General features: G+C 43.4%; 13 protein-coding genes. All 13 read right to left on the reverse strand.

What is annotated here, in order from left to right; genetic code table 11:
* Positions 1–470: 470 nt before the first annotated feature.
* A complete protein-coding gene (gene cccB / locus ACQKFO_RS13700) occupies positions 471–785 on the reverse strand; it encodes a cytochrome c551 (RefSeq protein ID WP_427599332.1) in 315 nt (104 codons plus the stop codon).
* Positions 786–865: 80 nt separating this feature from the next.
* Entirely contained in the window at positions 866–1,738 is an 873-nt protein-coding gene (locus tag ACQKFO_RS13705; protein ID WP_427599333.1) for a YitT family protein, read from the reverse strand.
* Between the two features lie 546 nt (positions 1,739–2,284).
* A protein-coding gene (gene prfB / locus ACQKFO_RS13710) for a peptide chain release factor 2 (protein ID WP_156142358.1) occupies positions 2,285–3,386 on the reverse strand; the annotation gives its coding sequence in 2 pieces (ribosomal slippage) (positions 2,285–3,313 and positions 3,315–3,386; 1,101 coding nt in all).
* 375 nt (positions 3,387–3,761) lie between these two features.
* Entirely contained in the window at positions 3,762–6,272 is a 2,511-nt protein-coding gene (gene secA, locus ACQKFO_RS13715; protein ID WP_427599334.1) for a preprotein translocase subunit SecA, read from the reverse strand.
* Positions 6,273–6,775: 503 nt separating this feature from the next.
* Positions 6,776–7,912 (reverse strand): YecA family protein, encoded by a 1,137-nt coding sequence (locus ACQKFO_RS13720; RefSeq protein WP_427599335.1) that lies wholly within the window; start codon positions 7,910–7,912, stop codon positions 6,776–6,778.
* A gap of 129 nt (positions 7,913–8,041) precedes the next feature.
* Positions 8,042–8,878, reverse strand: a complete 837-nt coding sequence (locus tag ACQKFO_RS13725; RefSeq protein WP_427599337.1) for a DUF1028 domain-containing protein — start codon at positions 8,876–8,878, stop codon at positions 8,042–8,044.
* A gap of 14 nt (positions 8,879–8,892) precedes the next feature.
* Entirely contained in the window at positions 8,893–10,002 is a 1,110-nt protein-coding gene (locus ACQKFO_RS13730) for an aminopeptidase (RefSeq protein WP_427599338.1), read from the reverse strand.
* Positions 10,003–10,112: 110 nt separating this feature from the next.
* The gene (hpf, locus tag ACQKFO_RS13735) at positions 10,113–10,691 is read right to left on the reverse strand and encodes a ribosome hibernation-promoting factor, HPF/YfiA family (RefSeq protein ID WP_113971339.1); all 579 of its coding nucleotides are present in this window, start codon (positions 10,689–10,691) and stop codon (positions 10,113–10,115) included.
* A gap of 340 nt (positions 10,692–11,031) precedes the next feature.
* On the reverse strand, positions 11,032–11,787 hold the full coding sequence (locus ACQKFO_RS13740; RefSeq protein ID WP_427599339.1) for an ABC transporter permease: 756 nt from the start codon (positions 11,785–11,787) through the stop codon (positions 11,032–11,034).
* Between the two features lie 6 nt (positions 11,788–11,793).
* Positions 11,794–12,138 (reverse strand): MmcQ/YjbR family DNA-binding protein, encoded by a 345-nt coding sequence (locus ACQKFO_RS13745; RefSeq protein ID WP_427599340.1) that lies wholly within the window; start codon positions 12,136–12,138, stop codon positions 11,794–11,796.
* A gap of 80 nt (positions 12,139–12,218) precedes the next feature.
* Positions 12,219–12,608, reverse strand: a complete 390-nt coding sequence (locus ACQKFO_RS13750) for a hypothetical protein (protein WP_427599341.1) — start codon at positions 12,606–12,608, stop codon at positions 12,219–12,221.
* 8 nt (positions 12,609–12,616) lie between these two features.
* On the reverse strand, positions 12,617–12,964 hold the full coding sequence (locus ACQKFO_RS13755; protein WP_427599342.1) for a flagellar protein FliT: 348 nt from the start codon (positions 12,962–12,964) through the stop codon (positions 12,617–12,619).
* Positions 12,964–13,368 carry a flagellar export chaperone FliS gene (gene fliS / locus ACQKFO_RS13760; protein WP_282138606.1) on the reverse strand — a complete coding sequence of 135 codons (405 nt, stop codon included), beginning with the start codon at positions 13,366–13,368 and terminating at the stop codon, positions 12,964–12,966. Before fliS ends, ACQKFO_RS13755 begins: the two co-directional genes overlap by 1 nt.
* Between the last annotated feature and the right edge of the window lie 3 nt (positions 13,369–13,371).

Consider the following 13,371-nt stretch of genomic DNA (forward strand, 5'->3'; position numbering starts at 1 on the left):
TGGCTGTTATCGACATATGTACAGGTTTGAACTCAACGACGTTTTTACCATAATTAGACACGAAATGGCGAAAAACCTCGAATTGCTCTCCCGAAAATTATTATAACATCACTTTGTACGTTGTTAAGGAAAAAAATTATTACATTTACGTTTCAAAGATTGAAATAATGTGTATATTTTACCTTTTTTATTGTCGATTATACCTATTTCTCGTTACAAAAGTGGGTATTTTTATCTATAACCTGGTACTATAATCAAGTAAAAAAGTTTGATGATAGGAGGGGATTAAACCTTAGGGTGATGCTAATCTCAGTAAGTTACTAGGTTATAATTATTTGCGATTCCACTGCTTATTTCTTAGAATCTTTATGAGAGGAGCTTCTGTAACATATATTTAAAGAAGGGAAACGAGAAAGTTTGTGGATAAAACAAAAAAGAAGAATCCTCCGTTCGGGACTCTCCTTCCTCACTTACTTCTTATTTGCCAACCACTCTGCCACGGCTTCTGCTTCTTCACCTTCGATGAGTCCTGCAGGCATTTGGCCTTTACCATTTTGAATGACTTCCAGGATTTGATCTTTGTTTAAATCAGCACCGATTTTATTAAGGGCTGGCCCCATACCGCCTTCAAGGTTTCCACCATGGCAGCTGGTGCATTTATTGTTTACGATTTTTTCAGGGTCTACTCCGCCAGAGCTTGTTTCTGTACTTTCTTCGCCACCACCACCGCAGGCTGCAAGTACCAATGAAGCGCCAAAAACAATACCAAGTAGCTTTTTCTTCATTTTTTATCCCCCTAGGAAAACATTTTAAGAGTAACGGCATGTGTCGAGGTCCGTCCCTCTATTACTTAATTATACCAAGGTTAAACCCGTTTGAAACCTTCACCTAACACCTCTGAAGCGTCCATTGTGACGACGAAAGCAGAGGGGTCAATGGTTTTGACCAGTTGTTTCAGTTTTGTGAATTCTGTTTGATCGACCACACACATAAGGATTGGGCGCTCATCGTCCGTATAACCACCGTATGCAGATAGTTTTGTCACACCTCGATCAATTTTATTCAGGATTCCTTCACGAACTTCTTCCTGTCTGTTTGTAATGATCAGTGCCATTTTTGAACGGCTTATCCCGACCTGGACTAAATCAATCGTTTTACTTGTCACATAGAGGCCGATAAGAGCATATAAACCACGTTCGATGTCAAATACGATCGCAGCAGATAGTACAATCATTCCATCGATAAGCGCTACACAGGTACCCAATGACAACCCGGTGAATTTGTTTACAATCTGAGCTGCAAGGTCCGTCCCTCCTGTAGATGCTTTACCTCGAAAGACGATTCCCAACCCCAATCCTACACCAATCCCGCCGAATAATGCGCCCAGCAGGGGATCTTCGGTCCATGGCTTCCAGTCTTCTGTTAAAAATACTACCAGCGGCAGGAAAACTGTACCGATGGCTGTTTTCACACCAAATTGAAGACCAAGAAAGATTAACCCTGCAATGAACAGCGGAATATTAAATGCCCATTGAACAAAGGCCGGCTTCCAATCGAACAGACCTTTCAGGATGGTCGATATCCCACTCACCCCTCCTGAAGCCACCTCATTCGGCAGTAAGAACACATTAAAAGCAAGGGCCACAATCGTTGACCCAAACACAACAAACAAATACTCTAACAACTTCTCTTTCCGCGGATTAAATGCCTGCCCACGACGTCTCTCTTTCAAACCCATCCAGTACGACTCCTTTAACCTATGTATTTATAGTATGAGTACAACCTCTTCCTTTATGCAGAATATGCAGAGGGACGGACCTCAAATTGGTCACGTCTTGAACCCCTGAAGATGGAAATTGTACCTAAATTTCACTTGATATAGTTGTAAAGCATATGTTTGAATCAGTTTCAAATTTACTTCTCCACCCTTCAAACACGCTCTGTGTCAACCTTTGAGAGTATAGCATGGGTACTTAGAGGTGTAAATAACACTTCAATAACGTGGTAAAGCATTAATAAGTTGGGGTGTTGTGGTGGTGAGGGACGGACCTTGAATAGTGAGTGGCTTTACAACTGCATTTCAAATTTCTGGGATAGTAAATTCAGATTCCGTTTAGGCAATAAGTGATAACACTAGTAGTCGGCGTATGATTATTCGTGTATTTAAAGTAGATTCCACGTTCATTTTTATACATATAATGGAAGAAACTCACCTCATTTTGAGGTCCGTCCCTCAAAAAAAGCTGAACCCTCCAATTGAATGGAGGGTTCAGCTTGAGTATGATTATTGAATTTTGGAACGCAGGTAAGCGTTGATGAATGGGTCGATGTCGCCGTCCATGACGCCTTGTACGTTTCCTGATTCTGTGTTTGTTCTGTGGTCTTTGACCATGGAGTATGGATGGAAAACGTAGGAACGGATTTGGCTTCCCCATCCGATTTCCTTTTGTTCTCCACGGATTTCGGCAAGCTCCTGTTCCTGCTCTTCGATTCGCTTTTGGTAGAGCTTCGCTTTCAGCATTTTCATCGCTGACTCACGGTTCTTGATCTGAGAACGTTCAGATTGGCACGTTACCACGACATTCGTCGGTAAGTGAGTGATCCGGACAGCCGAGTCCGTCGTATTGATGTGCTGTCCACCGGCTCCACTTGCACGGTACGTATCAATTTTCAGGTCTTCAGTACGGATCTCAATTTCGATTTCTTCATTAAACTCAGGCATGACTTCACAGGACACGAAGGAAGTGTGACGACGTCCTGAGGAATCGAATGGTGAAATACGAACAAGACGGTGTACGCCTTTTTCAGCTTTTAAGTAACCGTACGCATTGTGCCCTTTAATGGCAAGGGTCACACTCTTGATTCCCGCTTCATCGCCAGGAAGATAATCGAGGGTTTCTACTTTGAAACCTCGTTTTTCTCCCCAGCGGGTGTACATACGTAGAAGCATGGAACCCCAATCCTGGGACTCGGTTCCACCTGCCCCGGGATGAAGTTCAAGTATCGCATTGTTTTTATCATGTTCTTCACTTAGAAGAAGCTGAAGTTCGTAGTCATTTAATCGTTTGACTAAATCACCCAGCTCCTCTTCAAGATCTTTTTGAAGTTCTTCGTCGGGTTCTTCTTTGATAAGTTCAAGGGTAAGCTCAAGGTTTTCATGGGATTCAAGCAATGATTTGTACTCATTTACAAGATCCTTCAAACCGTTTCCTTCATTGATTAATCCTTGAGCTTTTTGCTGGTCATCCCAGAAGTCGGGTTGAACCATGATTTCGTCAAGCTCCTGGATTCTTGCCTCTTTGTTTTCTAAGTCAAAGAGACCCCCTGAAGTCCGCTAATGTCTTAGCTGATTTTTCTAACTCTGCTCTGATTTCTGATAGTTCCATGTGTGGTCACCTCTATATTTATTTGGGTTGTTGAATTTTTTGGTCTTATGGATGATACCTGGAATAGAGTGGCCGTGTTTTTATAAGACAGTAGTGGTTGATTTCCGCTGCAGGTGCTCGCTTTCCGCGGGGCGGGCGGTGAGCCTCCTCGGCTTCGCATGCGGGGTCTCACCTGTCCCGCTTCTCCCGCAGGAGTCGAGCACCTTCCGCTACACTCAACTTAAAAGGTATGCTATTAACATAACATTTTATAAATACAACAATCTTACAAAAATTATCCAATTATAAAAAGCCGCTATCCCAGGCACCCATAAAAAACGGAAAAGTACCTGGCACTTATTTTATCAAAATAAGCACCAGGTAGCATCTCTTTATTTATCCAGTTATGCCGTGGCAGTGTTTGTATTTTTTGCCGCTTCCGCATGGACATGGTTCGTTGCGTCCTACGTCTTCTTGCTTGCGAACTGGTTGTTTCTTCGCCTTACCGCCTTCTTCTTTCGGGTTCACCGCTTGACCTTTGGCTACTTCCTGACGTTCAAGATTGTTGCGGATTTCAGCTTTCATGACGTATTTTGCCACGTCTTCTTCAATTGCGAGTACCATGCTTTCGAACATGGCAAATCCTTCATGCTGGTATTCGCGCAGTGGGTCGGTTTGACCGTAGGCACGAAGGTGGATACCTTGACGCAATTGATCCATCGCATCGATATGGTCGATCCATTTCGTATCAACCGCGCGAAGCAGGATGACTTTTTCAAACTCGCGCATTTGCTCCGGAGTAAGCTCTTCTTCTTTTTCATCGTAACGGTGCTTCACATCTTCATAGATCAGATCCATCATTTCTTCCGGCTCTTTTCCACGAAGATCATCCACTGTTACGTCGTTTTCAGGAAGAAGATTCGCGTTCACATAATCAACGATGCCTTGAAGGTTCCAGTTTTCCATGTCTTCTTCTGCTGTATGGGCTGCTACCTGACGTTCGATCGCTGATTTGATCATTCCCTCAACGATTTCACGAAGGTTTTCAGAGTCGATTACTTCATAACGCTGTTTATAAATGATTTCACGCTGTTGACGTAAAACATCATCGTATTGCAGAAGCTGTTTACGAGCATCGAAGTTGTTTCCTTCCACTCGTTTCTGAGCCGACTCTACAGCACGGCTGACCATTTTACTTTGGATTGGCTGTGTATCATCCATCCCAAGGCGTTCCATCATGCTCTTCATATTGTCAGAGCCGAATCGGCGCATCAATTCATCTTCCATTGAAAGATAGAACTGAGTCACACCGGGGTCTCCCTGACGTCCGGATCGTCCACGAAGCTGATTATCGATACGGCGTGATTCGTGACGCTCGGTACCAATAACGGCTAGACCGCCACGTTCGATGACGCCTTCACCAAGCTTGATATCCGTACCACGGCCGGCCATATTTGTCGCGATGGTAACGGCACCAGGCTGCCCGGCTTCCAAAATGATTTCCGCTTCACGGCCATGGTTTTTCGCATTCAATACATTGTGGCGTACGCCTTTTTTCGACAATAATTTAGAGATAAGCTCTGACGTTTCAACGGCAACCGTACCAACCAGTACAGGCTGTCCTTTTTCATGGCGCTCTTTGATATCCTCGACTACAGCAAGGAATTTCCCTTCTATAGAAGCATAGATCAGATCGGCACGATCATCACGAACGATTGGCTTGTTCGTTGGGATAACAATAACATTCATATTGTAGATATTACGGAACTCTTCTTCTTCCGTTTTCGCCGTACCGGTCATACCGGAAAGCTTTTCGTACATACGGAAGTAGTTCTGGAACGTAATCGTTGCCATGGTCATGCTTTCGTTCTGGATTTCAAGACCTTCTTTTGCCTCGATTGATTGGTGAAGTCCGTCACTGTAACGGCGACCTTTCATCAGACGTCCTGTGAAAGAATCAACGATGACGATTTCGCCTTCCTGAACCACATAATCCACATCACGGTGCATGCTGACGTGAGCTTTTAACGCTTGATTGATATGGTGGTTTAGGGTTACGTGTGAAATATCGAACAGGTTTTCAATGTGGAAAGCTCTTTCCACTTTGCTGATTCCGTCTTCCGTTAATTGAACACCTTTTGTTTTTTCATCATAGGTGTAATCTTCATCTTTTTTCAGCGTACGTACAACAGCGTTTGCCTGGATATAAAGCTGAGGCGTACGTTGTGCGTTACCGGAAATGATCAACGGTGTACGTGCTTCATCGATCAAGATCGAGTCAACCTCATCGATTACGGCAAAGTGAAGCGGACGCTGCACCATTTGATCTTTGTACAGGACCATATTGTCACGAAGGTAGTCGAATCCGAATTCGTTATTCGTACCATACGTGATATCCGCTTTGTATGCTTCACGTTTTTCGTCTTTGGACATCGAGTTCAGGTTCAGTCCTACAGTGAGTCCCAGGAAATTGTATAGCTTGCCCATTTCCTCAGCATCACGGCTGGCCAGGTATTCGTTGACTGTGATAACGTGAACGCCTTTTCCAGTGATCGCGTTCAAGTACACAGGCATAGTCGCTGTCAGCGTTTTACCTTCACCGGTTTTCATCTCGGAAATATTACCGCCATGAAGGGAGGCACCACCCATAAGCTGGACGCGGTATGGATATAAACCAAGAACGCGGCGAGCCGCTTCCCGCACGACAGCAAAAGCTTCAATCATCATATCTTCAAGGTCTTCACCCTTTTGATAGCGCTCCTTGAATCGTTCTGTTCTTTCACGGATTTCATCATCCGTCAATCGCTCCATATCGGGGCCTAATTCTTCTATTTGATCAGCCAGTTTTTCAAGCCTCTTTAATTCTCTTTTATTCGCATCGAACACTTTGTTTAATAGACCAAGCATGTATAAACGCTCCTTTATCTGTGTTTAAATGAGAGCCGAACGTCACTAGAATAACGAAAGAAAATGAAATTCAGATGAGAATCATGAAAAATCCATGTAAAAAGTCACCTATATCCGTTTCCAATCACTCTACTTAAAATTCGCTACAAAATCCAAATATCCTCCCACAAAAACACGATATATTCCCTACCAATCTTACCACTATCCTATATGGGTTACAACTCAGGGAGGGACGGACCTCTGGATCACAGACCTTTCAAAGGTTGAATGCTTTACTATCACGCGGTATTCCTGAATTGATCATGAAATGTGAGGTCCTTCCCTCTTGATATAGCGTTGATTTAGGTTGAGGGACGGACCTTACCAATTATATTAATCAGTCTAGGTTCGGCGACTTTTCAGCATTCCGCCATATATTAGGTGAAATCCGAGGTCCGTCCCTCAAAAACACTCAAAAACAAAAAAGCCGCCTATGTAGACGACTTTTAGGTGTTGTGTATTGGTCAGGCTTTGGTTGCTCTCAGTAGTTCATTGACGGTGTCCTGGTAGCTTTCCCAGATTTGTTTGCTTCGTCTTGAGATGCTGTTGGCGGAGACATCGAAGTATTCTGCCAGTTCTTTTTGAACGTGGCGGATACTGATTTCGTCGATGTTTTTGGCCATGTCCACCAGTGCTCCCGAGTAGATTTTCGGATTGCGGATCGTTGGGCGCTCTGTGTAGAAGTATTTTTCCAATACGGCTACCAGCAGCTCACTTTCTTTTTTGTCTTCCCCTTTTTCAGTCAGGAAGTTTTGAAGGGATGTGATCGCTTCAACGTATTCCGGTGTTTTCCAGATTTCTACTCCTTCGATCGCTTCTTCGGATTTCTCATCCGAATCCTTTGAAGTATCTGTTTCTGTTTCATCCGAAGCTTTAGTAGATGCAGTTGCTTTTCCGGCCTTTTTCTTCTCAGCACTATAAAGGACGAATCCGACATCGGCTATTTCCAAGTACTGCCCTGAAAGGTAGTCATGCAGATTTCCAAACTCACCTTGTTCAAATCGGATCTTCACCAGTTCCATCGCTGCTTTCTCAATCGCAGGATAAATGAAGTACTGAGCAAATGGAAGATACTTCTCCCCATTCGGCAATAGTAACCCCAAGAAGAAACTATTCTCTTCTAACTTACCGAACTTTTCCGTTACAATCAGCACATCACCGGTGATCGCTTCTTCCACACGTAACGTATTGTCATCCAGCTTCTCTACGGTACCTGCCGTCACACGCACGTTTTTCCAAGACTCCAGTACTTCAGCGGTCTGAGGACGGGTCACCGTGCTCAACTGCTTATCAACAAAACGTTCGATCAAACGAACACCGTCAGCATCCTTTTGAGTCGCTCCGTACCAGCTGACAAATGCCATTTCATAAATATCAGGATCCGCTTGCATCAGATCCATTTTTGCTAAGTAATGATGATAGGATTCTTCCATCTCTGTTGATTGTGCCGTAGCGATATAATCATAGAGCTGCGCCTGAAGTACATCAAGCTCCTGACTCACCAACGTATCTATATTCACAACATTTTCTTTTTCACAGCATTTCTTATATTTTTTCCCACTGCCGCATGGGCATGGTTCATTTCTACCGACTGTACTCATGTTTGTATTTACCTCCAACTTCTTGAGTCCCGTACACAAATGTTCATTATATAACATTTCCGGCATTCATTAAACTGTTTTAGAACAAGAAAAAAGAACCAATCGCTTTTGGACTGGTTCTCATACTATCTATTTTCCTTGTTTTTTCATATAATCCAACACGTCAAGATCAATATAATTCTCATCCTGTTCCCGCATTTCGAAGTTTTCTGTATGGAGATAGTTTTTCAAGCTCTGATGAAGAGACTGTCTTTCTTTTGTATAACCAAGACGTGTAAGTTCCCGCTCCACTTCATCAAGGATTTCACCTTCCAGCAATACGACTCTACCAGGCTCTGACTCTTTAAAATAGAGCTGATGCATCAAGTAGATTCGTTTCAATTCCTTAATGGGAGACGGGTGATCATCCACCCTGAGATCGATGTACCGATCATTGAAGCCACCATATCCACCGCTTTCCTTCACGACTAGAAGCGCAGCAGACTGCATGCCCCGTGAATCACCACCAGCGTCCTGCCAGGCATCGAGTGCATGGAGTAATCGTTCTGCAAGAGATCCGGATGTCGACTCAAATGTCTCTGCCATCGTCTTTACAGTATTCTCATCTACTAAAATATTTCCTTGAGCTGCGAAATGCTTCCCAGTTTGTCCACCGGCCCAGTCATAGCATCCCTCTCCTGTAAAAGTGGCGGCATTTCCACCAGTATCAATCAATCCCACCTGTCGCAATGGACGCTCGGGATCATCCTTTGTGATGATATCCAGCGCTTCCTCTGCCGTCTTCCCTTCTTCCATTAATTGAAGTGCATGTGGCCCGTAGGAAGTATTAGCGTAAGACTGAGTCGCCACGGCTCCCACTCCAGCTTTCGCAAAAGGTACAACAGAACCAACACCGAGGAATTTGGATTGTACCGCAATCCCCCACTCTTTCTCTTCCGGGTCATAGCCTACAATGGAATACGTCATGTTGGAACCCTCCTTTAAATTAGAGCGTCAGGATTTAATCCTTTTAGCTCTTCTACTACAAATAACCCATCTTTCCGAATTAAAACATCATCGAAGTAAATTTCTCCTCCGCCATATTCCGAACGCTGGATGCAGACCATATCCCAATGCACATTCGAACGGTTTCCATTATCCGCCCCTTCATAGGCCTGTCCCGGTGTGAAATGGAAGCTTCCGTTTATTTTTTCGTCAAATAAGATATCCAGCATCGGCTCATTGATCTTCGGATTCACACCAAGTGCAAACTCCCCAATGAAACGGGCACCCTCATCTGTATCCAGAATATCGTTCAGTTCCTTCGTTTTATCTGCCGTTGCTTTCACAATCTTCCCGTTTTCAAACGTTAAAGAAACATTGTCAAAAGAGAATCCGCGATACAGTGTCGGTGTATTGTATGTAATCGTCCCATTGACACTATCCTTCACAGGAGCTGTATACACTTCCCCGTCCGGAATATTCCGTTCTCCAAAGCACATGACAGACGGGATATCCTTGATGGAAAACGTAAGGTCCGTCCCTTCGCCGGTAATCCGTACTTTATCGGTTTTATCCATCAGCTCTTTAAGAGGTTTCTGGGCTTCTTCCATCTGCTTGTAGTCCACAGTACAAACTTCCAGAAGATAATCGAAGAACGTGTCATAGCTCATCTTCGCTTTTTGGGCGAGTGACGGATTTGGATAGTTTAATAGAGCCCATTTTTTATTTTGAATGAGATAATCATTGGATTCTTTCATATGCGGCATGAGGAGCTGCCACTGTTCGGCCGGCACTTCACTCATCTCTGCATCATTTTCTTCACTTGAAATATTGAGAAATGCGTCGATATCCTGATATTTTTCCATATTCCATTTGTTTTGCAGAATCATTTGTTCCGGTTTCGCATGAGTGGCCATGATACGCAATAACTCCTGATCGCCGAGCTCATAATATGGAATCACTCCCATCTCATACGCTTTCTGTAGAACCTCCTTTAACAGTGGTTTTGTCGAATGCTCTCCCATTATAAAGAGCTTCTCCCCTTCTACTAATTTCAAAGAATGGGTCAGCAGCACCTCTGCCAACTTCTCTAATCTTGGATCTCTCACTTGGTATCCCCCTAATTTTTGTCTACCTTCAAACTTCGACAAAAAATGGAAGAAACCTCCTTAGAAATTAAAAAATCCTGCGGTCGCAGTGACCGCAGGATTTAAAGTAATTAGTTTGTTTCGATCAGGCCATACTTCCCGTCACGACGCTTGTACACAATATTCGTTGCATTGGTCTCTGCGTCCGTGAAGATGAAGAATGTGTGACCCAGCATGTTCATTTGAAGGATCGCTTCTTCACTGTCCATCGGTTTAAGATTGAACTGCTTCGTTCTTACTACTTCCGTATCGTCCTCTTCCTCCAGTTCAACCGCAGCTGCACCATTTGGAGAAACGTGATTCAGATCTTCCTGAGCCGCGAAAAACTCCTTCGGGCTGCCCTTCTCACGCATCTTACGGTTCACTCTTGTTTTATGTTTGCGAATTTGACGCTCCAATTTATCTACAATCAGATCAATGGCCGCATACATATCCGTGTTGCGTTCCTCTGCACGTAACACTAATTGCGGCATTGGAATAGTCACTTCAGTTTTCGTATTTTTATCAGGATACACTTTTAAATTAACATGTACATTTGCATCAGGAGTTTCATTAAAGTAACGGTCTAACTTGCCAATCTTCTTCTCCACGTGTTCGCGAATCGCTGGAGTTACCTCAATGTTCTCGCCTCGAATGTTGTAGTTCAACATGTAAACTCCTCCTTTTAAAAATAAAGCTATGTTTATATATTCTCCATTCCCTCATATATTCCTTCTTAAACTTTCTAAATTTTTTGTCAATTTTTCGTAAAGTTTGTAATATGGTGTCGAGAGTGTTGATGGATCAGGGATTGGAGAATGAAAGAGTGAGGTGAGGGTTGCGAGTATGTAGGGTTCACCTTTCACTCTTTATATTATTATTTTCTCACTTTTTGAGGAGATTAAACGGTGGGAATTTGGAGGATTTGTGAATGGTTTGGGGCGGATTTGTGAAAGTTTAAGTTGATGCTTTGATGTGTTAGATTTTTTTGTACCTGATACAATCAATTCACTAAACATCCACATCCCGCCGACCAAAAAACCACCCAGCCAATCCACCAAACCCAATCAAATACACTACAATCACCCCAACAGAAAACAAAAACGTCATCCCTTCAAAAGGCGGAGTGCCGAAAAAATACTGCTGCAAATCGGTGTTAGCAAACAATAAGTACCTCCCCCATTCCATACCCCGCTCATTCATGACAATCAATAACGTTCCTGCAGAAAACGTCAGAAAGAGAGTCGTTCCAATGGCAAAGGAACCGCTTCTCGTCAGCACAGACAGAGTGAAAGCCACAGAACAGATGACAATAAGTTCAAAAAATCTCAGGACATAAGCACCTGCTACCAGGAAAAAATTTACGTTGAACTCAAAGAAACTGTCGTAGAACCACAGAATACCCAGTACGGCAGAAAATAAGAAGTGGGCAGAAGTAAGAATGGTTGCTATGACGATAACGGCTAAGTATTTGGAGAGCAGTATTTTCACACGGTTGACAGGACGAATGAGCAATAGCTTGATGGTACCTGACGAAAACTCATTGGATACGATGTCACCCGCTATGATGAGGCAGAAGACTTGTAGGACGATGATAAGGTTTGAACTGATTCGCATATACTCCCAGAAGGAGAATTGGATTCCTTCGAACAGCATGTAGACGAATAGGGATGCGACGGAGTTGATGAATACGATGACTCCAAGGGACATCCACATGCGGGGACGGGATAGTTGCTTTAAGAGTTCATTGGTGACTAGGTTGATCATCTGTCTTCATCCGTTTCGTACTTGATTTGCCAGTTTCTTTGGAGCCACTCTCAAATAGCCTTCGTTAATCAAGGCTTCAATTGCTTGCCAGCCTACTTCCTCTTTCTCTACTAAGACCCATCCATGCCTTCCAATATAGGGGGCTTTTGTGTAACCTGGCTGCTCGAGTAAGATTTCTTGAGTGGTGGGGAGGGTTTTAATAGATAGGGAGAGATTATTCTCCTCTCCAATGATCACAAATGGCTTGTCCTTCACCCGGAAAGAAGTGTGCCCGAAGCCGTCTATATGTTCATGGACTTCAGGATAGGTTGCGCACAGGGTTCTGATTTCATCTACCAGACTATTTTTCATCAAGTCTTCCTCCAACATTTTTTCTATTATTATAGCATGAGAGTATTTGGAAAAAGAAAAAAGCCTCGAAAATTCGAGACTTAGTGTGTTAGGTAGGGATTTAGTTCATTTTCAATCGTAGACTTCCAATTTAAAAAGGCTGGGGACAGACTTTCTTGTACAATACTTTGCTTGACCTCATTGTTGTCTAACTGTCCGTCCAGTTTCCATGCCTGATCCGTCACAGTATCAAATCCGGTTAAAGCTTGCTGAATGTCTTCCCGTCCATCGAACATTTCTTTTAACAAGCCATTGCTTTCTGAAATCTGACCAATGGCCATGAAGATATCTGAAAGGACCCGATCCCCTTCTGTTTTGCTTAAATCAGTGAAGCTTGCTCCCACATAGTACAGTGCTTCTTCGATTGTGTCGAGCATCCCGACGTATTGGCTGACCAATTCGTACTGTTTTTCGTCTAGTTTCGTTGTCAAAGAATCACCTATTTCTTTTTATCATAGAACATTCCATCGTATTGCAAAGATCCGTATGGGTTTGAGTATTTTTGGACAGACGTTTTTTTCTTGGTTAATCCATTCATGTCTCGTTTGATTTCCAAACGCAATTGAGCCAGCTGCCGATCAATTTGCTGATTCCAGCCGATCATCTGCTTGCCGAGCTCCTGCTCATCGTACGTATACGGAGGCTTAATTGTCCCAAGTACACTCTGTCTTTTTTCTAAAAGAGACTCCACTTCCTCAATCGTAGATTCCCTGTTTTCATCGGTCACCTGTTCCAATGCTTCTTTCAATTGCTTCGTGATCGTGTAGCAAAGAAGGACCGAGCTCATTACGCCTGTCCACCTTGTCCGGCATGCTGTTTCTGGCGGTTCAGTTGAATGACTTGTTTCCATGTGTCACGGAAATCAGTGATGAGCCCCTCTACTTCTTCTAAAATAACCAAATCATTCTTGATATTCGCTTCTGTTAAGCGACGGTTGATGTAGTCGTAAAGGGACATGAGGTTCTGTGAGACTTCAAGATCCGTGTTTAATGTCACCATCAGTTCATTTACGATGGCTTGGGTCTTTTGGATGTTGGTATTTTTTAGCTCAATATTTTTTTCTTCAATCGCTTTTTTCGCGATATGAATAAATTTCAGGCTTCCGTTATAGAGCATAAGGGTGAGTTCACCTGGTGATGCGGTGTTGACCGAGTTATTCTGGTATGTTGCATACGGGTTGTTGATGGCCATAGT

The sequence above is a fragment of the Rossellomorea sp. NPDC071047 genome, assembly GCF_050270195.1.
In the GTDB taxonomy this organism is placed as follows: domain Bacteria; phylum Bacillota; class Bacilli; order Bacillales; family Bacillaceae_B; genus Rossellomorea.